The 21,871-nt window shown below is 70.7% G+C and carries 21 protein-coding genes; 20 read left to right on the top strand and 1 reads right to left on the bottom strand.

Going from position 1 to position 21,871, the window contains the following annotated elements:
- Positions 1-19 precede the first annotated feature (19 nt).
- From ACWDR3_RS08090 to ftsH, 3 genes are all read left to right on the top strand, one after another.
- Positions 20-2,410 (top strand): [protein-PII] uridylyltransferase, encoded by a 2,391-nt coding sequence (locus ACWDR3_RS08090; RefSeq protein WP_450351618.1) that lies wholly within the window; start codon positions 20-22, stop codon positions 2,408-2,410.
- Between the two features lie 221 nt (positions 2,411-2,631).
- Positions 2,632-4,176 (top strand): signal recognition particle protein, encoded by a 1,545-nt coding sequence (gene ffh, locus ACWDR3_RS08085; protein ID WP_450351614.1) that lies wholly within the window; start codon positions 2,632-2,634, stop codon positions 4,174-4,176.
- Between the two features lie 146 nt (positions 4,177-4,322).
- Complete coding sequence (ftsH, locus tag ACWDR3_RS08080; protein WP_450351613.1) at positions 4,323-6,260, top strand: ATP-dependent zinc metalloprotease FtsH; 1,938 nt, start codon at positions 4,323-4,325, stop codon at positions 6,258-6,260.
- A 6-nt stretch (positions 6,261-6,266) separates the two neighbouring features.
- On the opposite strand, the gene ACWDR3_RS08075 is transcribed toward ftsH, so the two are convergent.
- On the bottom strand, positions 6,267-7,121 hold the full coding sequence (locus ACWDR3_RS08075) for a methyltransferase domain-containing protein (RefSeq protein WP_450351612.1): 855 nt from the start codon (positions 7,119-7,121) through the stop codon (positions 6,267-6,269).
- 199 nt (positions 7,122-7,320) lie between these two features.
- Between ACWDR3_RS08075 and proS the strand changes: the two genes are divergently transcribed.
- From proS to whiG, 17 genes are all read left to right on the top strand, one after another.
- Positions 7,321-8,736, top strand: coding sequence for a proline--tRNA ligase (gene proS, locus ACWDR3_RS08070; RefSeq protein ID WP_450351611.1), 1,416 nt, complete (start codon positions 7,321-7,323; stop codon positions 8,734-8,736).
- Positions 8,737-8,997: 261 nt separating this feature from the next.
- Positions 8,998-9,600, top strand: a complete 603-nt coding sequence (locus ACWDR3_RS08065) for a hypothetical protein (RefSeq protein ID WP_123997471.1) — start codon at positions 8,998-9,000, stop codon at positions 9,598-9,600.
- A gap of 273 nt (positions 9,601-9,873) precedes the next feature.
- Positions 9,874-10,302 (top strand): 30S ribosomal protein S16, encoded by a 429-nt coding sequence (gene rpsP / locus ACWDR3_RS08060; protein WP_123997470.1) that lies wholly within the window; start codon positions 9,874-9,876, stop codon positions 10,300-10,302.
- A gap of 2 nt (positions 10,303-10,304) precedes the next feature.
- The gene (locus ACWDR3_RS08055; RefSeq protein ID WP_007384965.1) at positions 10,305-10,544 is read left to right on the top strand and encodes an RNA-binding protein; all 240 of its coding nucleotides are present in this window, start codon (positions 10,305-10,307) and stop codon (positions 10,542-10,544) included.
- A 107-nt stretch (positions 10,545-10,651) separates the two neighbouring features.
- Complete coding sequence (rimM, locus tag ACWDR3_RS08050) at positions 10,652-11,197, top strand: ribosome maturation factor RimM (RefSeq protein ID WP_450351610.1); 546 nt, start codon at positions 10,652-10,654, stop codon at positions 11,195-11,197.
- Positions 11,197-12,030 carry a tRNA (guanosine(37)-N1)-methyltransferase TrmD gene (gene trmD / locus ACWDR3_RS08045; RefSeq protein WP_450351609.1) on the top strand — a complete coding sequence of 278 codons (834 nt, stop codon included), beginning with the start codon at positions 11,197-11,199 and terminating at the stop codon, positions 12,028-12,030. The genes rimM and trmD overlap by 1 nt, the downstream gene beginning before the upstream one ends.
- A gap of 132 nt (positions 12,031-12,162) precedes the next feature.
- Complete coding sequence (gene rplS, locus ACWDR3_RS08040) at positions 12,163-12,513, top strand: 50S ribosomal protein L19 (RefSeq protein WP_123997467.1); 351 nt, start codon at positions 12,163-12,165, stop codon at positions 12,511-12,513.
- Between the two features lie 45 nt (positions 12,514-12,558).
- Complete coding sequence (gene lepB, locus ACWDR3_RS08035) at positions 12,559-13,311, top strand: signal peptidase I (RefSeq protein ID WP_450351608.1); 753 nt, start codon at positions 12,559-12,561, stop codon at positions 13,309-13,311.
- Positions 13,304-14,413: a signal peptidase I gene (gene lepB, locus ACWDR3_RS08030; RefSeq protein ID WP_450351607.1), complete on the top strand. Its 1,110-nt coding sequence runs from the start codon at positions 13,304-13,306 to the stop codon at positions 14,411-14,413. The genes lepB (ACWDR3_RS08035) and lepB (ACWDR3_RS08030) overlap by 8 nt, the downstream gene beginning before the upstream one ends.
- Positions 14,301-15,311: a signal peptidase I gene (gene lepB, locus ACWDR3_RS08025; RefSeq protein WP_450351606.1), complete on the top strand. Its 1,011-nt coding sequence runs from the start codon at positions 14,301-14,303 to the stop codon at positions 15,309-15,311. Before lepB (ACWDR3_RS08030) ends, lepB (ACWDR3_RS08025) begins: the two co-directional genes overlap by 113 nt.
- 114 nt (positions 15,312-15,425) lie before the next feature.
- Positions 15,426-16,205, top strand: coding sequence for a signal peptidase I (gene lepB / locus ACWDR3_RS08020; RefSeq protein ID WP_450351605.1), 780 nt, complete (start codon positions 15,426-15,428; stop codon positions 16,203-16,205).
- Complete coding sequence (locus tag ACWDR3_RS08015) at positions 16,195-16,707, top strand: NUDIX hydrolase (protein WP_123997462.1); 513 nt, start codon at positions 16,195-16,197, stop codon at positions 16,705-16,707. The genes lepB (ACWDR3_RS08020) and ACWDR3_RS08015 overlap by 11 nt, the downstream gene beginning before the upstream one ends.
- A 56-nt stretch (positions 16,708-16,763) precedes the next feature.
- Positions 16,764-17,072: a DUF2469 domain-containing protein gene (locus ACWDR3_RS08010; RefSeq protein WP_003965949.1), complete on the top strand. Its 309-nt coding sequence runs from the start codon at positions 16,764-16,766 to the stop codon at positions 17,070-17,072.
- A 181-nt stretch (positions 17,073-17,253) separates the two neighbouring features.
- Positions 17,254-17,616: a YraN family protein gene (locus ACWDR3_RS08005; RefSeq protein WP_450351604.1), complete on the top strand. Its 363-nt coding sequence runs from the start codon at positions 17,254-17,256 to the stop codon at positions 17,614-17,616.
- Between the two features lies 1 nt (position 17,617).
- Positions 17,618-19,243 (top strand): YifB family Mg chelatase-like AAA ATPase, encoded by a 1,626-nt coding sequence (locus ACWDR3_RS08000; RefSeq protein ID WP_450351603.1) that lies wholly within the window; start codon positions 17,618-17,620, stop codon positions 19,241-19,243.
- 290 nt (positions 19,244-19,533) lie between these two features.
- Positions 19,534-20,727 (top strand): DNA-processing protein DprA, encoded by a 1,194-nt coding sequence (gene dprA, locus ACWDR3_RS07995; RefSeq protein WP_450351602.1) that lies wholly within the window; start codon positions 19,534-19,536, stop codon positions 20,725-20,727.
- A gap of 270 nt (positions 20,728-20,997) precedes the next feature.
- The gene (gene whiG / locus ACWDR3_RS07990; protein ID WP_123997457.1) at positions 20,998-21,840 is read left to right on the top strand and encodes an RNA polymerase sigma factor WhiG; all 843 of its coding nucleotides are present in this window, start codon (positions 20,998-21,000) and stop codon (positions 21,838-21,840) included.
- Positions 21,841-21,871 lie beyond the last annotated feature (31 nt).

Here is a 21,871-nt window from a genome sequence, read left to right as displayed (position 1 = left end):
GTTACCTTCGAGGGAGACGATGCCACCGCGGGCCCTCCAGGAGGGGGCGCGGTCCGGGCCGCCGCGCCGTGCCGCCCTGGCCGAACTGACGGACGACTGGCTGTCCGGGCTCTTCACCGCCGGCGCCACCGATCTCAAGGGCGTCTCCCTGGTCGCCGTCGGCGGCTACGGGCGCGGTGAGCTCTCCCCGCGCAGCGACCTGGACCTGCTGCTCCTGCACGACGGCGCCGACTCCGGCGCGGTGGCCGCCCTGGCCGACCGCATCTGGTACCCCGTCTGGGACCTCGGCCTCGCCCTGGACCACTCGGTCCGCACCCCGGCCGAGGCCCGCAAGACCGCCGGCGAGGACCTCAAGGTCCAGCTCGGCCTCCTGGACGCCCGCCATATCGCGGGCGACCTCGGCCTCACCGCCGCCCTGCGCACCTCGGTCCTCGCCGACTGGCGCAACCAGGCACCCAAACGCCTCCCCGAACTCCAGGAACTCTGCGTCGAGCGCGCCGAGCGCCAGGGCGAGCTGCAGTACCTCCTCGAACCCGACCTCAAGGAAGCCCGCGGCGGCCTGCGCGACGCCACCACCCTGCGCGCCGTCGCCGCCTCCTGGCTGGCCGACGCCCCGCGCGAGGGCCTCGACGACGCCCGCCGCCGACTCCTCGACGTCCGCGACGCGCTGCACCTTGCCACCGGCCGCGCCACCGACCGGCTCGCCCTCCAGGAGCAGGACCAGGTCGCCGCCGAACTCGGCCTGCTCGACGCCGACACCCTGCTCCGCCAGGTGTACGAGGCGGCCCGGGTCATCTCGTACGCCAGTGACGTCACCTGGCGCGAGGTGGGGCGCGTGCTCAGGTCGCGGGCCGTGCGGCCGCGGCTGCGCGCCATGCTCGGCGGTGGCAACAAGCCCGTCACCGAACGCTCCCCGCTCGCCGAGGGCGTGGTCGAGCAGGACGGCGAGGTGGTGCTCGCGCGGGCCGCACGCCCCGAGCGCGACCCCGTCCTGCCGCTGCGCGCCGCGGCCGCCGCCGCCCAGGCCGGCCTGCCGCTCTCCCTGCACGCCGTACGGCGCCTGGCGGCCACCGTGCGCCCGCTGCCCACACCCTGGCCCGCCGAGGCACGCGAACAGCTCGTCACGCTGCTCGGTTCCGGGCAGCCCACCATCGAGGTCTGGGAGGCGCTGGAGGCCGAGGGCCTGATCACCAGGCTCCTCCCGGACTGGGAGCGGGTGCGCTGCCGGCCGCAGCGCAACGCCGTGCACATCTGGACCGTCGACCGGCACCTGATCGAGACCGCCGTACGCGCCTCCGAGTTCACCCGCCGGGTCAGCCGCCCCGACCTCCTCCTGGTCTCCGCGCTGCTGCACGACATCGGCAAGGGCTGGCCCGGCGACCACTCGGTGGCCGGCGAGATCATCGCCAAGGACGTCGCCGCCCGCATCGGCTTCGACCGCGCGGACGTCACGGTGCTCTCCACCCTCGTACGCCATCACCTCCTGCTCATCGAGACCGCCACCCGGCGCGACCTGGAGGACCCGGCCACCGTGCGCGCGGTCGCCGAGGCGGTCGGCACACAGAGCACCCTTGAGCTGCTGCACGCGCTGACCGAGGCGGACGCGCTGGCCACCGGGCCCGCGGCCTGGTCGTCCTGGCGCGGGTCCCTCGTCGCCGACCTGGTGAAGCGGGTCGGCGCCGTGCTCGCCGGGGACGTCCCCGAGGAGCCCGAGTCCGCCGCGCCCACCGCCGAGCAGGAGCGGCTCGCCATCGAGGCGGTCGCCACCGGCAGCCCGGTCCTCGCCCTGCGCGCGCAGACCGAGCCGCCCACGGAGGATCAGCCGGCCGGGGACCCCGAGCCGCTCGGCGTGGAGCTGCTGATCGCCGTACCCGACCAGCCCCGGGTGCTGCCCTCGGTGGCCGGCGTGCTCGCGATGCACCGGCTCACCGTGCGCACCGCCGAACTGCGCGCCCTGGACCTGCCGGACGGCGTCGAGGGCTCCGTGCTGCTGCTGAACTGGCGGGTCGCCGCCGAGTACGGCTCGCTGCCCCAGGCCGCGCGGCTGCGGGCCGACCTGGTCCGTGCGCTGGACGGCTCCCTGGACATCGCGGGCCGTCTCGCCGAACGGGACGCGGCCTATCCGCGCCGCCGGGGCGTGGTGGCACCGGCGGCCCGCGTGACGGTCGCCTCCGCCGCCTCCCGCTTCGCCACGGTCATCGAGGTCCGCGCCCAGGACGCCCCCGGACTGCTCTTCCGGATCGGCAGGGCCCTGGAGGACGCGGGCGTCCTGATGCGCAGCGCGCACGTCTCCACCCTGGGCGCGAACGCGGTCGACGCCTTCTATGTGACCGGTCCCGAGGGCGCCGCCCTGCCCGGCGAGGAAGCGGCGGCGGTGGCGCGCAAACTGGAGGAGATGCTGCGGGCGTGACCTTGCGGTCATGTCGTGCGTCGAGCCGATGTTCCCCGCCGGCGCGGGGGTGGTCCGCTGCGCGGCGACGGCCGGCTCTCCGAGGCCGCGTGCTCCCCGCCGAGGCGGGGTTGATCTCCGTCCCCGCCCGCTGAACCCGGCCGGCGGGGACGATTGTCTTGCGCGGCCGGATACCCTGGAAGACGCCTACACTGCCCCCGACTCCGAGGACCGACTCCGCCGTGTTCGATACTCTCTCCGATCGTCTCTCAGCGACCTTCAAGAACTTGCGCGGCAAGGGGCGCTTGAGCGAAGCGGACATCGACGCCACGGCGCGTGAGATCCGCATCGCCCTCCTCGAAGCCGACGTGGCCCTGCCTGTCGTCCGGACGTTCATCAAGAACGTCAAGGAGCGTGCCCTCGGCGCCGAGGTGAACAAGGCGCTGAACCCGGCCCAGCAGGTCCTGAAGATCGTCAACGAGGAACTCGTCACGATCCTCGGCGGCGAGACGCGACGCCTGCGCTTCGCCAAGAACCCGCCGACCGTGATCATGCTCGCGGGTCTGCAGGGTGCCGGTAAGACCACCCTCGCGGGCAAGCTCGGCAAGTGGCTCAAGGATCAGGGGCACTCGCCGCTGCTCGTCGCCGCCGACCTCCAGCGCCCGAACGCCGTGAACCAGCTGAGCGTCGTCGCCGAGCGGGCCGGGATCGCGGTCTTCGCGCCCGAGCCGGGCAACGGCGTCGGTGACCCGGTCAAGGTCGCCAAGGACTCCATCGAGTTCGCGAAGTCCAAGGTCCACGACATCGTGATCGTGGACACCGCGGGCCGCCTCGGTATCGACCAGGAACTGATGCAGCAGGCCGCGGACATCCGCGACGCCGTCTCGCCCGACGAGATCCTCTTCGTCGTCGACGCGATGATCGGCCAGGACGCGGTCAACACCGCCGAGTCCTTCCGCGACGGCGTCGGCTTCGACGGCGTGGTGCTCTCCAAGCTCGACGGTGACGCCCGCGGTGGTGCGGCCCTGTCGATCGCCTCGGTCACCGGCAAGCCGATCATGTTCGCGTCGAACGGCGAAAAGCTGGAGGACTTCGACGCCTTCCACCCTGACCGGATGGCCTCCCGCATCCTCGACATGGGTGACCTGCTCACCCTGATCGAGCAGGCGGAGAAGACGTTCAGTCAGGAAGAGGCCGAGAAAATGGCCTCCAAGCTGGCGTCCAAGAAGGGCCAGGACTTCACCCTGGACGACTTCCTGGCCCAGATGGAGCAGGTCAGGAAGATGGGCTCCATCTCCAAGCTGCTCGGCATGCTGCCCGGCATGGGACAGATCAAGGACCAGATCAACAACCTGGACGAGCGGGACGTCGACCGCACGGCCGCGATCATCAAGTCGATGACCCCGGCCGAGCGCCAGGACGCGACGATCATCAACGGCTCCCGCCGCGCCCGTATCGCCAAGGGCTCCGGCGTCGAGGTCAGCGCGGTCAAGAACCTCGTCGAGCGGTTCTTCGAGGCCCGCAAGATGATGTCCCGCATGGCCCAGGGCGGCGGGATGCCCGGGATGCCGGGCGTACCGGGCATGGGCGGCGGCCCCGGCCGCAGCAAGAAGCAGCCGAAGAAGGCCAAGGGCAAGCAGCGCTCCGGCAACCCGATGAAGCGCAAGCAGCAGGAGCTGGAGGAGGCCCAGCGGCGCGAGGCCGGCGGCGGCGCGTTCGGCGTGCCGGGCCAGCAGGCTCCGCAGGACTTCGAGCTGCCGGACGAGTTCAAGAAGTTCATGGGCTGAGGCTGAGGAGCTTCACGGGGTGAGGCTCAAGAGGTTCATGGGCCGACAGCCCTTCTCCTACGTCACCGAGGGCGCCCCTTTCCGGAAGGGCGCCCTCGGCGCATCCTGGGCGTGCCGACGCCTGGCCCGTGTCGTAACTTGCCGATATGACCAACCCCGCGCCGCCGCGCAAGTCCCCCGATCAGCCCTGGCGTACCGAGGGCACTCCCGACGAGCCCCCGAAGCCGTCGCCGGGCGGGCGGAAGATGCGCGGCGGCTGGTGGAGCCTGATCCTGACCGCGCTGGTCGTCTACCTGATCGCCAACCTGATCCTGTCGTTCTTCAACGAGGGCGACGAGCCGACCATCTCGTACACGGAGTTCAGCAAGCAGGTCGACGCCGGCAACGTCAGCAAGATCTACGCCAAGGGCGACGCGATCCAGGGCCAGCTCAAGAAGGGCCAGGACAACCCCGAGGGTGACGGCAAGTACACCAAGTTCAACACCGAGCGGCCGACCTTCGCGGACGACCAGCTCTGGGAGGACCTGACCAAGCACAACGTCACGGTCACGGCGGAGCCGGTCGTACAGCACCGTAGTTTTCTGGCCAATCTGCTGATCTCGCTCGCCCCGATGCTGCTCCTGGTCGTCCTGTGGATCTTCATCGCGCGCCGGATGAGCGCGGGGCTCGGCGGTGGGGGCGGCATGCTCGGCCGCAAGGCGCCGCCCAAGCCGGTCGAGCTGGAGCCGGGCCAGCAGCGGACCACCTTCGAGGACGTGGCCGGCATCGACGAGGTCGAGGGCGAGCTCAACGACGTCGTCGACTTCCTCAAGAACCCCGACGCCTACCGGAAGATGGGCGCCAAGATGCCCCGGGGCGTGCTCCTCGCGGGCCCGCCCGGCACCGGCAAGACGCTGCTCGCGCGGGCGGTCGCGGGGGAGGCGGGGGTGCCGTTCTTCTCGGCCTCGGCCTCCGAGTTCATCGAGATGATCGTCGGCGTCGGTGCCTCACGCGTGCGTGAACTCTTCGCGGAGGCCCGCAAGGTGGCCCCCTCGATCATCTTCATCGACGAGATCGACACCATCGGCCGCGCGCGGGGCGGCGGTTCGGGAATGGGCGGTCACGACGAGCGCGAACAGACCCTGAACCAGATCCTCACCGAGATGGACGGCTTCTCCGGCTCCGAGGGCGTCATCGTCATCGCGGCCACCAACCGCGCCGACGTCCTGGACCCGGCCCTCACCCGCCCCGGCCGCTTCGACCGGGTCGTCGTGGTCTCGCCGCCCGACCGGGGCGGCCGCAAGGCGATCCTGGAGATCCACACCCGCCAGATCCCGCTCGCCCCTGGCGTGGACCTTGCTCAGGTCGCCCGGACGACACCGGGCATGACCGGCGCCGAACTCGCCAACCTCGCCAACGAGGCCGCCCTCCTCGCCGTCAAGCGCAAGCAGGACCAGGTCACCCAGGCCGACCTCTCGGAAGCCCTGGAGAAGGTCCAACTCGGCGCGGAACGCCCGCTGGTGATGCCCGAGGAGGAACGCCGGCGCACCGCCTACCACGAGAGCGGCCACGCCCTCCTCGGCATGCTCCAGCCCGGCGCCGACCCGGTCCGCAAGATCACCATCGTCCCGCGCGGCAGGGCACTCGGCGTAACGCTGTCGACGCCGGACGCGGACAAATACGCGTACACCGAGGAGTACCTGCGCGGCCGGATCATCGGCGCCCTCGGCGGCATGGCCGCGGAACAGGTCGTCTACGGGGTGATCACGACCGGCGCCGAGAACGACCTCGAACAGGTCACCAACATCGCGCGCGGCATGGTCGCACGGTGGGGGATGAGCGAACGGGTGGGCCGGCTCTCGGCCCTCCCGAACGACGCCCAGCAGGCGTACGGCCTCGCCGCCGCACCCCAGACCCTCGACGTCATCGACGACGAGATGCGCCGCATCGTCGACGAGTGCTACGAGGAGGCCTGCCGCAAGCTCCGCGACCACCGGGGCCAACTCGACGACCTCGCCGCGGCGTTGCTGGAGAACGAGACGCTGGAGGAGACGGACGCGTACCGCATCGCGGGCGTCACGCGCCTCTTCAAGGAAGAGCCGTAGCCGTCCTCAGGGCGTCCGCGCGATCAGGTACCGGAACACGTTCGGCATCCACACCGTCCGGTCCCGCCGCTGATACGGATGCAGGGCCTCCGCCAACTCCTTGTCCACCTGCGCCTGGTCGGTCGCGGTGATCGCCGCGTCGAAGAGCCCCGTCGACAGCAGCCCTCGTACGGCGCTCTCCATGTCGGCGTATCCGAACGGGCAGGACACCCGTCCCGAGCCGTCGGGCCTGAGGCCCGCGCGCTGGGCGACCTCCTCCAGGTCGTCGCGAAGGGCGGGGCGCCAACTGCCCGCGCTGCGCAGCGGATCCGCCAGTCTGGTGGCCACCCGCAGCACGGACGACGTGGCGCAGCGCTCCGGCGGACCCCAGCCGGCCAGCACCACGGGCGCCCCTCGCTCGGCGAGCGGAGTCGCCGCCCGCAACTGCCCGCCGAGGCCCTCCGAGTCGCCCGCCAGACACCCGATGGGCTCGAAAGCGGTCACCAGGGTGTACGCGGGCGTCTCCGCGTCGGCCGCGTCCCCGGGTGTGCCGTCGACGATCCGGGTGTCCCCGTGCGCGCGTGCGCCCCAGGCCTGCGGGAGCAGCCGCTCGCGTGCGAGGGCGAGTCGTTCTCGGGAGGAGTCGACACCGGTCACCGCCGCACCTCTGGCGGCCGCCATCAGAAGGGCGAGGCCGCTGCCGCAGCCGAGGCCCAGCAGCCGGGTGCCCTGGCCCACTTCAACTCGCTCGTAGACGGCCTCGTAGAGCGGTACCAGCATCCGCTCCTGGATCTCGGACCAGTCACGCGCGCGTGCACACAGGTCCACGCGGGGCGATTCGTCCGCATGGGGATGGTGCTGCCGCACGAGCGTAGGTGTCATCTAAAGCGCCCCAATCCGCCGAGAGTTGTCGCAGTGCCCGTTTCCCCTGCCCCCGTGACGTTCGCGCGCACTGCCCCCGCATTGCCAGGTAACTCCGCACCAGGAGCCGCGTCCAGGGTTTGTGGGGTGCTGCTTGTGGCTTCGGTATGTCTGTGGCGAGATTTCACATCCCGGCAACTTGGACCCGTACCATCTCGCCATGGCCAAGGCACCCGTACTCACGCCCAGGGCGGACGACTTTCCGCGCTGGTACCAGGATCTGATCAACAAGGCCGAACTGGCCGACAACGGTCCGGTGCGCGGCACCATGGTCATCCGACCGTACGGGTACGGGCTGTGGGAGCGGATGCAGGCCGAGATGGACGCCCGGATCAAGGAGACGGGCACGCAGAACGCGTACTTCCCGCTGCTGATCCCGCAGTCCTACTTCGCCCGCGAGGCCGACCACGTCGAGGGCTTCGCGCCCGAGCTGGCCGTGGTCACCCACGGCGGCGGCAAGGAGCTGGAGGAGCCCGCGGTCGTCCGCCCCACCTCCGAGATGATCATCAACGACTACTTCTCGAAGTGGGTCCAGAGCTACCGCGACCTGCCCCTGCTGATCAACCAGTGGGCGAACGTGGTCCGTTGGGAGCTGCGGCCCCGCCTCTTCCTGCGCACGACGGAGTTCCTCTGGCAGGAGGGCCACACGGCGCACGCGACCTTCGAGGACGCCCGCGACTTCGCCGCGCACATCCACCGCCAGGTCTACGAGGACTTCATGGTGAAGGTCCTCGCGATGGACGTCGTGGCCGGTCGCAAGACCGTCAAGGAGCGGTTCGCCGGCGCCATCAACACCCTCACGCTCGAAGGCATGATGGGCGACGGCAAGGCCCTCCAGATGGCCACCAGCCACGAGTTGGGCCAGACCTTCGCGAAGGCGTTCAACACCCAGTACCTGTCGAAGGAAGGCAAGCAGGAGCTCGTCTGGCAGACCTCCTGGGGCTCCACGACCCGCATGATCGGCGCCCTGGTGATGATGCACGGCGACGACAACGGCCTGCGCGTCCCGCCCAACCTCGCCCAGACCCAGGCCGTCGTCCTCGCCATCAAGGGCGACGAGCCGGTTCTGGCCAAGGTCCGCGAGCTCGGCGCTCAGCTCAAGGCGGCGGGCGTACGGGTCCACGTCGACGACCGCACGGACGTGCCCTTCGGGCGGCGCGCCGTGGACTGGGAGCTCAAGGGCGTGCCCGTGCGCATCGAGGTCGGCCCCCGTGACCTGGAGAACGGCACCGCGATGCTGGCCCGCCGGATCCCCGGGGGCAAGGAGCCGGTGGCGCTCGACAGTCTCGTAGAACTGCTTCCCAAGGTGTTCGCCGAGGATCAGGCGCTGCTGCTCGCGCAGTCGCGGGAGCGTCGGGAGTCCCGGACCTCCGAGGTGACGACGGTCGAGGAGGCCGTGGAGGTCGCCGGGGCCGGTGGCTGGGCGCGCATTCCGTGGGCTGATCTGGGCACGGAGGGCGAGGCCAGACTGGCCGAGCACGCGGTGACCGTACGCTGTCTGGTCGCCGAGGACGGGTCGGTGCCCGAGAGCGACGAGCAGCCCGGTAACGTCGCGATCGTCGCGCGCGCTTACTAGGGCGGGGCCCTTCCGTCGCGAGAGCGACCGAAACGCCCCTTGCGCATCCGCGGATCGCAGCCGCACCTACGTGTGGACATCAACTACGCGTAGGTGCGTACGTCAGGCTACGTACCGGCTTGGTACGAGCTGTGAGGCTTCTCCGCAGATCAGCGCACCCGCCCTCGTCCGGACGCATCAGCGGCAACTGACGGGTACGTGCAAATTATTTGGGATGGCCCGGAATCGGAACACAGGGGCACTCCGGCTCGTTGTCATTACGTGAGCACGACACAGACACCACCTGTTCTCGCCGCAGAGCTGGCAGAGGCGTGGGCCGACATTCAGCGGTACCACCCCGAGCTGCCCGATCTGGCCGCGCCCGAGTCCCTGATCGGAGAGTCGTCGTCCGCCTGCGGGCACGAGCTCTCCTTCGAGCGACTGCTGCATGAGGCAGTCCATGGCATCGCCGCCGCGCGCGGCGTGCGCGACACGTCCCGTGCCGGCCGGTACCACAACCGGAGATTCCTCGCGATCGCCGAGGAGCTGGGCCTGGACCACCAGGAGGAGCCGCACCCGAGCAGCGGTTTCTCGCTGGTCACGCTCAACCCCGAGGCCAAGCGCCGGTACCGCCCGACCATCGAGCGGCTCCAGCGCGCCCTCAAGGCCCACACCGCGGCCACGTCCTCGGACACCGGCCGCTCCTTCCGCGGTCCGGCCGCCCGCCACGGCTCCTCCGGGGGCGGCGTGCGGGTCAAGGCCGTGTGCGACTGCGGGCGGAACGTGCGGGTGGTCCCGTCCGTCCTCGCCCAGGCGCCGATCGTCTGCGGGGGCTGCGGGAAGCCGTTCCGGATCCCGGAGGTCGTGGGCGCGGCGGCCGGCTGACGGGTGCGGCTGCTCGTGGCGGCCGCACTCGGGACGGCGTAGTGGCGTGCGCAGCCCGAGGGCACCCGGCATGCCGGGTGCACCTCAGGCATGCCCCCGCACGCCCGGGGGCGAAGGGACCCGCAGGGTGTGGCACAATGGCTAGCTGTACTCGACAGCCGCACAGGAACCCTCTCGCCTCCGGCTGACGCGTCCATCGGGCACTCGGGTACCGCAACCCCACGCGGCCATCTGCCGTGCCCAACCACGTCAAATCCAGGAGAACCCACTCCCGTGGCAGTCAAGATCAAGCTGAAGCGTCTGGGCAAGATCCGTTCGCCTCACTACCGCATCGTCGTCGCCGACTCCCGTACCCGCCGTGACGGCCGGGCCATCGAGGAGATCGGTCTGTACCACCCGGTGCAGAACCCCTCGCGCATCGAGGTCGACACGGACCGCGCGCAGTACTGGCTGGGTGTCGGCGCGCAGCCGACCGAGCCCGTGCTCGCCATCCTCAAGCTGACCGGCGACTGGCAGAAGTTCAAGGGCCTGCCGGCCCCGGCGCCGCTGCTCGTGGCCGAGCCGAAGGCCGCGCGCCCGGTGTTCGACGCCCTCGGTGGCGACGACGAGGGCAAGGGTGAGGCCATCACCCAGAAGAAGAAGGCCGACAAGAAGGACGAGGCCGCGGCCGAGTCCTCCTCGTCCGAGTCGACCGAGGCCTGAGCATGCTCGAGGAGGCTCTCGAGCACCTCGTGAAGGGCATCGTCGACAACCCCGACGATGTGCAGGTCGCCTCGCGCACCCTGCGCCGCGGGCGCGTGCTGGAGGTCCGGGTCCACCCGGACGACCTCGGCAAGGTGATCGGCCGCAACGGCCGCACCGCACGCGCTCTGCGTACCGTCGTGGGCGCCATCGGCGGTCGCGGTGTCCGCGTCGACCTCGTCGACGTGGACCACGTCCGCTGACGCCAAAAGCAGCACCGGCTCGGGCCGGGGAGGGCCACTGGGCCGTCCCTGGCCCGTAGTCGTATCTGCAGTCGTAGAGGCTGCCGTAGATCAGGAGAAGCAAGCACGTGCAGCTGGTAGTCGCTCGTATCGGCCGGGCCCATGGGATCAAGGGCGAGGTCACCGTCGAGGTCCGCACCGACGAGCCGGAGCTCAGGCTCGCCCCCGGCGCCGTCCTGGCCACCGAACCCGCCTCCACCGGCCCCCTCACCATCGAGACCGGCCGGGTCCACAGCGGCCGTCTCCTCCTGCGCTTCGAGGGCGTGAAGGACCGCACCGGCGCCGAGGCCCTGCGCAACACCCTCCTGATCGCCGAGATCGACCCGGAGGAGCTGCCCGAGGAAGAGGACGAGTACTACGACCACCAGCTGATGGACCTGGACGTGGTCACCAAGGACGGCACCGAGATCGGCCGGATCACCGAGATCTCGCACCTGCCCTCCCAGGACCTCTTCATCGTCGAGCGGCCCGACGGCAGCGAGGTGATGATCCCCTTCGTCGAGTCGATCGTCGTCGAGATCGACCTGGAGGAGCAGCGGGCGGTCGTCGACCCGCCCCCCGGGCTGATCGACGACCGGGCCGAGGTCGCGTCCTCCAGGGACGAGGAGGCGTGATGCGGCTCGACGTCGTCACGATCTTCCCCGAGTACCTGGAGCCCCTGAACGTCTCCCTGGTCGGCAAGGCACGCGCGCGTGGACAGCTGAACGTGCACGTGCACGACCTGCGCTCCTGGACGTACGACCGCCACAACACGGTCGACGACACCCCTTACGGCGGCGGCCCCGGCATGGTCATGAAGACCGAGCCATGGGGCGACGCCCTGGACTCGGTCCTGGCCGACGGCTACGAGAGCGGCTCCCGCGCCCCCGCCCTCATCGTCCCCACCCCCAGCGGCCGCCCCTTCACCCAGGAACTCGCCGTCGAGCTCTCCGAGCGCCCCTGGCTGATCTTCACGCCCGCGCGCTACGAGGGCATCGACCGCCGGGTGATCGACGAGTACGCGACCCGGATGCCGGTATACGAGGTCTCCATCGGCGACTACGTGCTGGCCGGCGGCGAGGCGGCCGTACTGGTCGTCACAGAGGCCGTGGCCCGGCTGCTGCCCGGAGTCCTGGGCAACGCCGAGTCCCACCGGGACGACTCGTTCGCGCCCGGCGCGATGGCGAACCTCCTGGAGGGGCCCGTCTACACCAAGCCGCCCCTGTGGCGCGGCCGGGACATCCCGGACGTGCTGCTCAGCGGGCACCACGGGAAGATCGCCCGCTGGCGCCGCGACGAGGCACTCCGGCGCACGGCCGCGCACCGGCCCGACCTCATCGAGCGCTGCGAACCCAAGGCCTTCGACAAGAAGGACCGCGAGATGCTCTCCATCCTGGGCTGGGCACCGGACCCGGAGGGCGAGCCCTTCGGCCGATTTTGGCGCAGGCCCGAGGGCGTGGAAGAATAGGCCGCTGTTGTGCGCCGTCCGGCGTGCGCCCCTGCCACAGGGGGACACGACGCCCGCCCCGACCCGGACAACATCCTTCAGAGAACCTAGTACCGGTGATGACCTGTGGCATCAGCGAAGAAAGCAGACGAAATGTCCAACCTGCTCGACATCGTCGACGGCGCCTCGCTGCGCACCGACATCCCCGCCTTCCGCCCGGGCGACACGGTCAACGTGCACGTCCGCGTCATCGAGGGCAACCGCTCCCGTGTCCAGCAGTTCAAGGGCGTGGTGATCCGCCGCCAGGGTGCCGGCGTCCGCGAGACCTTCACGGTCCGCAAGGTCTCCTTCTCCGTCGGCGTCGAGCGCACCTTCCCGGTGCACACCCCGATCGTGGAGAAGATCGAGCTCGTCACCCGCGGTGACGTGCGTCGCGCGAAGCTGTACTACCTCCGTGAGCTGCGCGGCAAGGCCGCGAAGATCAAGGAGAAGCGCGACAACTGAGCGTCTTACGGCGGTCATATCGGGGCCGGATAACATCTGGCTCCGATGGACACCGAAGCACAGTCGACGGAGCGCGACCGCTCCTCCAGCCCTTCCGACTCCCCGGGAACATCCGGGGAGATCTCGGACACCGAGGGTGTGGAGGGCCGGTCGCGCTTCGCGTTGGTGGCGCGGATCACCGACTGGCTGCCCGGCGGGTTCATCACCCTGACCGCACTGGTCTGCCTGGTGTTTTTGCTGCTCCTCAACGCTTTCGTGGTCCAACCCTTCCAGATTCCCAGCGGATCCATGGAAAACGGATTGAGGATCGGCGACCGCGTTCTCGTAAATAAGTTGGCGTACCGTTTTGGTGCCGAGCCGCGGCGCGGTGATGTCGTCGTGTTCGACGGAACCGGGTACTTCGGGCACGCCGACTACATCAAGCGGGTAGTGGGTGTGGGGGGAGACCACGTGGTCTGCTGTGACAAGGAGGGGAGGCTCCAGGTGAACGGCCGGTCGGTCGACGAGTCGACGTTCCTGTTCCCCGGCGACGGTCCGTCCACGGTTCCCTTCGACGTCCGTGTGCCCGCCGGCACCCTCTTCGTCCTCGGCGACCACCGCAGCGACTCCAGCGACTCCCGCGACCATCTGGGCTCGCCCGGCGGCGGCATGATCCCCGTGGGGGACGTCGTCGGCCGCGCCGACTGGATCGTCTGGCCCACCGCCCACTGGACCCGCCTGCACCGGCCGAGCGCGTACGCGCGCGTGCCCGCCGCGGAGGCGACCGCGTCTGAGAAGGGGGACGGTGCGCATGGGTAACCGCGGCAGACCACGGGGCTCGGTGCCCAGCAACCCTTTCGGCACCGAGAACCTGCTTCCCACCGGCTCCCGGCGCACCAGCAGCGGCCCCGCGGTCGACGGCCGCTCCCGCGCCGACCGACGCAAGCTGCAGCGCAAGGTCAAGCGCCGACGACGGCGCAGCGCGGTCAAGGAGATACCTCTCCTCGTAGGCGTCGCCGTCCTCATAGCCCTGGTCCTGAAGACATTCCTCGTGCAGGCGTTCGTGATCCCGTCCGGCTCCATGGAGCAGACGATCCGGATCGGCGACCGGGTCCTGGTGGACAAGTTCACCCCGTGGTTCGGCTCCGAGCCCAAGCGTGGGGACGTCGTCGTCTTCAAGGACCCCGGCGGCTGGCTCGACGACGAGCAGACCACCACCAAGAAGAGCGACCCGATCGTCATCAAGCAGGTCAAGGAAGGGCTCACCTTCATCGGTCTGTTGCCGTCCGACAACGAGAAGGACCTGATCAAGCGGGTCGTCGGCGTCGGCGGCGACAACGTCAAGTGCTGTGACACGCAAGGCCGGGTCACCGTCAACGGCGTTCCCCTGAGCGAGACCGACTACCTGTATCCCGGAAACGCCCCCTCCATCCAGCAGTTCGACATCACCGTCCCCAAGGGGCGGCTGTGGGTGATGGGCGATCACCGTGCCAACTCCGCCGATTCCCGGGCACATCAGGACACCGACTACGGCGGAACCGTGTCCCTGGACTCCGTGGTGGGCCGCGCCAAGGTCATCGCCTGGCCCATGGGGCACTGGACCAGCCTCGACGAACCTAAAACTTTCGCCTCCGTTTCCAACTCGGTGCCGGGGACGACCGCCGCTCCCCAGCTGTCGCATAGGGTTGCCTCCGACGATCCGAACGGAACGATCCAACTCCCGAGCCCTGCGGAACTCCCGCTCGTTATGGGAGTGGTGGGCCTGCGCCGTAGATGGGGCAGGCGGCGGCACAGAGTAAGGAGTTGGCGTGGGGGATGTGGCGGTTGGCGCACGGTCCGGACACGACGGCGAGGAGCACCGCGGGCAGCCCGCGGAAGCAGCCGTCCCGGCCGCGGACAGCGCCGTGACCCCCGGGAGTGACTCCGGGGCGACCAGTGACGCCCCGGCGTCCGGCGAGCGGACCCGGGCCGATGACCAGGGTCCGGGCGATCCGACATCCGGACGAGGTCCTGGGGATCCGGCGCCGGGGCCGAAGAAGCCCCGCTCCTTCTGGAAGGAGCTGCCGATCCTGATCGTCATCGCGCTCGTGCTCGCGCTGCTGATCAAGACCTTCCTGGTGCAGGCGTTCTCGATCCCCTCGGACTCGATGCAGAACACCCTCCAGCAGGGCGACCGCGTCCTCGTCGACAAGCTCACCCCGTGGTTCGGGTCGGAGCCCGAGCGCGGCGAGGTCGTCGTCTTCCACGACCCGGACAACTGGCTGGCGGGCGAGCCCACGGCCGACCCGAACGCGCTGCAGAAGGTCCTCAGCTGGATCGGCCTGATGCCGTCCGCCGAGGAGAAGGACCTCATCAAGCGCGTGATCGGCGTCGGCGGCGACACGGTCTCCTGCAAGGGCACCGGGCCGGTGAAGGTCAACGGCAAGGCGCTGAACGACAGTTCGTTCGTCTACGCCGGCAACACGCCGTGCAGCGTGGACGATCAGGGCGGCCAGTTCACCGTGAAGATCCCCAAGGGCTACATCTGGGTGATGGGCGACCACCGCCAGAACTCCCGTGACTCCCGCTACAACCAGGACGACGCGCACCACGGCATGGTCCCGGTCAAGGACGTCGTCGGCCGCGCCATCGTCATCGCCTGGCCGATCAACCGCTGGGACACCCTCCCGGTCCCGGACACCTTCGACCAGCCGGGCCTGGGCGACCAGTCCTCGGCCTCCGGCGCCCTGACGAACGCGCCCGACGCGATCGCCGTCGCCGGGCTGGTGCCGGTGGCCCTGTGGCGCCGGCGGCGGATCGCACCCGCCGAGACTCGCTGAGGTGACTCGCCGGGGGCACTCGTACCGCCCCTTCGTGAAGCCATCGTGGAGCTGTGACCCCGGTCCCCTGGAGGGGCTGACCGGGTCAGGTACCGCCGGGTAGGGTGCGGATCCATGGGTGGCGAGAGCATGACGCGTACGGCCCCGCACAGCGGTGGCACAGGCACGGGCCCGGTGGGCAGCAAGACCGGACAGCGACTGTCCGGACTGGCGGTCGCACTGGGCATTGTGCTGTTCCTGGGAGGGTTCGCCTGGGGAGCGGTGGACTACCGGCCCTACACCGTGCCCACCAGCTCGATGACACCGACGATCGACGCCGGTGACCGGGTGCTGGCGCAGCGCGTCGACGGCGGCGACATACGCCGTGGCGACGTCGTCGTCTTCAACGACACGAGCTGGGTGACGGGCTCGGCGGTCGTCAAGCGCGTGGTCGCGGTCGGCGGCGACAAGGTCTCCTGCTGCACGGACGGCAAGCTGACCGTCAACGGCAAGGAGATCGACGAGCCGTATCTGCCCAAGGGCAGCCTCGCCGAGATCACGGACTTCCCCTCCGTCACCGTCCCCGAGGGCCGCCTGTTCCTGCTCGGCGACGAGCGCCAGGGCTCCCTGGACTCCACCGCCCACCTCACGGACACCGCGAACGGCACGGTCGCGCGCTCCGCGGTGACGGCCCGCGTCGACGCGGTCGTCTGGCCCATGAACGGCATGCTGAAGAAGCCGACCGGCTTCGAGAAACTGGGCGCCCTCTCCACGCCGGGGCCGCTGCGCCTGATCGTCGTCCTGATCGTCGTCGGCGCGGTGCTCGTCCTCGGCGGTGGCGCGTACGGCCCGATCGCCAAGCGGCTGGGCGGCCGGCGCGCCCGGACCCGGACGGAGCCCGTGGGTGCCCGCTGAGGCGACGGACACCTACGAGGGCGGACTGCGCAAGGTCGCCCGGGTCGTGCTCCTCGACCCCGACGACCGCATCCTGCTCCTGTACGGCCATGAACCGGACGACCCCTCCGACGACTGGTGGTTCACCCCGGGCGGCGGCGTCGAGGGCGAGGAGACCCGCGAACAGGCCGCCGTACGGGAACTCGCCGAGGAGACCGGCATCACCGAGGTCGAACTGGGCCCGGTGCTGTGGCGGCGGATGTGCTCCTTCCCGTTCGCCGGCCGCCGCTGGGACCAGGACGAGTGGTACTACCTGGCCCGTACGACACAGACGGCGACGCAGGCCCTGGGGCTGACCGAGCTGGAGCGGCGCAGCGTCGCCGGAGCGCGTTGGTGGACCTGTCAGGAACTGACCCGGGCCCATGAGACGGTGTATCCGACCAGACTCGCCGAGCTGCTGCGCAGGCTGCTCGACGAAGGTCCCCCGCCCGGCCCGGTGACCCTTGACCCAGAAATCGTCTAGGTGCATACGGGACTGGCGCACAATGGTGGGATCGCACGGCTGAAGGGGAACATGCCATGAGCGCCGAGGACCTCGAGAAGTACGAGACCGAGATGGAGCTGAAGCTCTACCGGGAGTACCGCGATGTCGTCGGTCTGTTCAAATACGTGATCGAGACCGAGCGGCGTTTCTACCTGACCAACGACTACGAGATGCAGGTGCATTCGGTCCAGGGTGAGGTGTTCTTCGAGGTGTCGATGGCGGACGCGTGGGTCTGGGACATGTACCGGCCCGCCCGCTTCGTGAAGCAGGTCCGCGTCCTCACGTTCAAGGACGTGAACATCGAGGAGCTGAACAAGAGCGATCTGGAGTTGCCGGGCGGGTGACGGGGGCTGTCGCCGGTGCGGGGGACGGTGACGGTCGTCCGTGCGGTGACGATGGATGCCGTCCGTGCGGGTGAGGGTCGCTCGTGTGGGTGACGGAGTTTTCCACAACCGGTGAGTAGCGCACCAAGATCAACTTGATCTGCCCGGTTGCGTGAGCGTTGGCGCCGGAGGTGGTGCCGACATGAACGCACGAAGCGCACTCGGCAAGTACGGAGAAGACCTCGCCGCACGGCGACTGGGCGAGGCCGGCCTGACCGTCCTGGAGCGCAACTGGCGCTGCGGGCGGACGGGCGAGATCGACATCGTGGCCCGGGACGGGGACGTCCTGGTGGTCTGCGAGGTGAAGACCCGCAGGGCGGGTCCCTTCGAACATCCCATGGCCGCGGTCACGCCGGTCAAGGCGGACCGGCTGCGCACCCTCGCGGAGCCTTGGGCCCAGGAACACGGGGGCGCACCGCCGGGAGGCGTCAGGATCGACCTGATCGGCGTCCTGCTGCCCGACCGCGGCGCACCCGTGGTCGAGCACGCGCGGGGGGTGGCCTGAGATGGGGTTCGCACGCACGTGCTCGGTAGCCCTGGTGGGCGTCGAGGGAGTGGTCGTCGAGGTCCAGGCCGACCTCGAACCGGGGGTCGCGGCGTTCACGCTGGTCGGCCTGCCGGACAAGAGCCTGACGGAGAGCCGGGACCGGGTACGGGCGGCGGTGGTGAACTCCGGGGGCGAGTGGCCGCAGAAGAAACTGACGGTCGGACTCAGTCCGGCGTCGGTACCGAAGGCGGGCAGCGGGTTCGACCTGGCTGTCGCGTGCGCCGTCCTCGGCGCCAGCGAGCGCATCGATCCGCGGGTGCTCGCCGACATCGTGATGATCGGGGAGCTGGGCCTGGACGGGCGGGTACGTCCGGTCCGGGGCATCCTGCCCGCGGTGCTGGCCGCGGCCGACGCCGGCTACGAGCAGGTGGTGGTGCCGGAGTGCGCCGCGGCCGAGGCCACGCTGGTGCCGGGGGTGTCCGTGCTGGGTGTCCGCAGTCTGCGCCAGCTGATCGCGGTGCTGACGGACGAGCCCGTGCCTGAGGAGGCGCCCGACGAACTGGGCCGCCCGGATCCGCTCCTGGCGGGGCTGCGGGTACCGGGCACGGGAGCGGCCACGGGCATGCACAGCATGGGCGCCGCGCAACACGACCACGGCCATGACCTCGCTGATGTCGTGGGTCAGATGTCGGCGCGCACGGCCGTGGAGGTGTCTGCGGCGGGCGGACATCACCTGTTCCTCGAAGGCCCGCCGGGCGCGGGCAAGACGATGCTGGCGGAGCGGCTGCCGGCCGTGCTGCCCCCGCTGGCCAGGGAGGAGTCCCTGGAGGTCACGGCGGTGCACTCGGTGGCGGGGCTGCTGCCGCCGGGCAAGCCACTCGTCGACACGGCTCCCTACTGCGCCCCGCATCACTCGGCGACGATGCAGTCGCTGGTGGGCGGCGGCCCGGGCATCCCACGGCCCGGCGCGGTCTCGCTGGCTCATCGCGGAGTTCTCTTTCTGGACGAAGCGCCGGAGTTCCACAGCCAGACGCTCGACGCCCTGCGGCAACCGCTGGAGGCGGGGCATGTGGTGATCGCGCGCAGCGCCGGGGTGGTCCGGTTCCCGGCCCGCTTCTTGATGGTGCTGGCGGCCAATCCATGCCCCTGCGGACGCTTCTCGCAGCTGAACTCCCTCTGCGACTGCCCGCCCTCGGCGATCCGCCGCTACCAGGCACGGCTGTCCGGCCCGCTGCTGGACCGGGTCGACCTGCGGGTCGAGGTCGACCCGGTGACCCGCGCCCAGCTCACCGCGCCGGGTGCCCGGGGCGAGTCCACGGCGACGGTCGCCGACCGGGTCAGGGCGGCACGGGAGCGAGCGACGGAACGGTTCATGGGCACGCCGTGGCGCAGCAACAGCGAGGTCCCCGGGCGCGAACTGCGCAGCCGTTTCCATGCGACCCCGGGGGCGATGGATGAGGCCGAGCGCAGCTTGGAGAGGGGAGTGCTCACTGCGCGGGGCATCGACCGGGTCTTGCGGGTGGCCTGGACTGTGGCGGACCTGGTGGGCCACGACCGGCCGGATGCGACGGATGTGGCTTTGGCGCTGCAGCTCCGTACCGGGGTGCCGCGAGGGGTGCCGATGGCTATTGGGGCGTTGGCGTGAGGGCGGGGGAGGAACCTGGGGCTGGGCTCGCGGGCGGTGGCTCTCGGGCGGCGCCTGCGGGCAGTGGCTTTGGGGTCGAGTTGACGGGCGGGGGTGCCGGGGGCGGGGCTGCGGGCGGTGGTTCTTGGGCTGAGCCGGCGGGTGGCGGCCCCGAAGGCGGGCAGGCGGGCGGCGGTGTCGGGCCCGAGTCTGCGGGCGGCGGCCCCGGAGCCGGGCAGGCGGGCGCCCGCCTTGGGGCCGGGCAAGCGGGCGGAGGTGCTGGAGGCGGAGGTTTGGCAGCCGGTGGTTCTGTGGCCGGGTCGGCAGGCGGCTGTCCCGGGGCTGAGCCTGCGGGCGGCCGCCCCGATCCCGAACTGCTCGCTCTCGTTCATCTCACCCGGGTCATCGAACCGGGGGACGAGACCTGCGGGCGGTGGGTGCGGGAGTTGGGTGCAGAGGAGGTGGTGGAGCGGTTGCGGGGGCATGGGGCGCAGTTGGCCGGGGTGACGCATAAACGGTGGGGCGGGTTGCGGGCTCGGGCCGAGCGGGCCGAGCCTGAGCGGGATCTTGCCGTGGCGCGGGACGCCGGGGTGCGGTTCGTGCGGCCCGGCGGCGCCGAGTGGCCCGCGCAGCTCGATGACCTCGGGGACGCGCGGCCGCTCGGGCTGTGGGTGCGCGGGCCGGCGAGCCTGCGGATGTGGGCGCTCAGGTCTGTTGCCGTTGTGGGAGCGCGGGCCTGCACCGAGTACGGGGCGCACATGGCCGCCACCCTGGCCTCGGGGCTCGCCGAGCGCGGCTGGGTGGTCGTGTCCGGCGGTGCCTACGGGGTCGACGCCGCCGCACACCGGGGCGCGCTCGGTGCGGGCGGTGCCACCGTCGCGGTGCTGGCCTGCGGGGTGGATCGGCCCTACCCGCGCGGGCACATCGAGTTGATCGGGAGGATCGCGGAACAGGGGCTGGTCGTGGGCGAGTTGGCGCCCGGTGAGCATCCGACCGCGAGCAGATTCATCGTCCGCAACCGCGTGATCGCCGCGTTGACCCGGGGCACCGTGGTCGTCGAGGCCGCCTACCGCAGCGGCTCGCTGGTCACCGCACGGGCCGCACGGCGGTTGGGGCGCCACACGATAGGAGTGCCGGGGCCGGCGACCAGCGCGCTCTCGGCCGGCGTGCACGAACTGCTGCGCGGCGACGCCGTGCTGGTCACCGACGCCGCGGAAGTCGTCGAACTCGTCGGCGACATGGGGGAGCTGGCTCCGGAGCGGCGCGGGCCGGTGCTGCCCCGGGATCTGCTGGACCCCGGGGCCCGGCACGTCCTCGCCGCGCTGCCCGCCCGCGGCGCCGTGCCTGCCGACGGAATCGCCCGCGACGCGCAGACCACGCGGGACGACGCGATCGCGAGACTGTACGAACTCCGATCACTCGGTTACGTCGAACGACACGGCGACGGCTGGAAGTTGACACGCCAGGCGATGTCGTCCGTCGGAGCGGATCGGGGCCGATGCTGACCGAGCGTGTTCGGCCGTCCGGGGGAAGCCGGACACCTTTGGAAATCCCGGCAGTTGGCGCTCCGTGATGATCACTTAGAGCGACTGTCGTGACGCGGTGAGTCGTCGACGGGACGCCTTCGGGTGCACCTCGACCACCCGTCCTCGCTCACCGCGACACTCCAGTCACGCTACGCTCACCTGAATTCCGACGCAGACAGGCAACTCGACATCAGACCGACAGCTCACCCACGCAGCCCCGATTCGCGGCAGAACGGCACAAGGCGACGAATGCCCCAGCACACTTCCGGGTCCGACCGGGCGGCGATCCCGCCAGCCGCCCGCGACGGTGGCAGCGTGCGACCGCCCGCTCCCTCGACGCTCGACGAGCTGTGGCGGTCGTACAAGTCGACGGGAGACGAGCGGCTGCGGGAGCAGCTGATCCTGCACTACTCGCCCTTGGTGAAGTACGTGGCGGGACGGGTCAGCGTCGGGCTGCCGCCCAACGTGGAGCAGGCCGACTTCGTCTCCTCGGGAGTGTTCGGGCTCATCGACGCGATCGAGAAGTTCGACGTCGACCGGGAGATCAAGTTCGAGACGTACGCGATCACGCGGATCCGGGGCGCGATGATCGACGAGCTCCGGGCGCTGGACTGGATCCCGCGGTCCGTGCGGCAGAAGGCGCGGAACGTGGAGCGGGCGTACGCGACCCTGGAGGCGCGGCTGCGGCGGACCCCGTCGGAGGGGGAGGTGGCCTCCGAGCTGGGCATCCAGGTGGACGAACTCCACGCGGTGTTCAGCCAGTTGTCGCTGGCGAATGTGGTGGCGCTGGAGGAGTTGCTGCACGTCGGCGGCGAGGGCGGCGACCGGCTCAGCCTGATGGACACCCTGGAGGACACCGCCGCGGACAACCCCGTGGAGGTGGCCGAGGACCGGGAGCTGAGACGGTTCCTGGCGCGGGCGATCAACACCCTGCCCGACCGCGAGAAGACCGTCGTCACGCTCTACTACTACGAGGGCCTCACCCTCGCCGAGATCGGGAACGTGCTCGGCGTCACCGAGAGCCGGGTCAGCCAGATCCACACCAAGTCGGTGCTGCAACTGCGCGCGAAGCTGGCGAGTTTCGGCCGCTGAGGGGTGGGGTGCCGCCCGCTGGACCGAGCCG

The sequence above is a fragment of the Streptomyces sp. NPDC001002 genome, assembly GCF_053599215.1.
The sequence above is the reverse complement of the archived record's forward strand: the minus strand, read 5'-3'. Positions and strand labels throughout refer to the sequence as shown.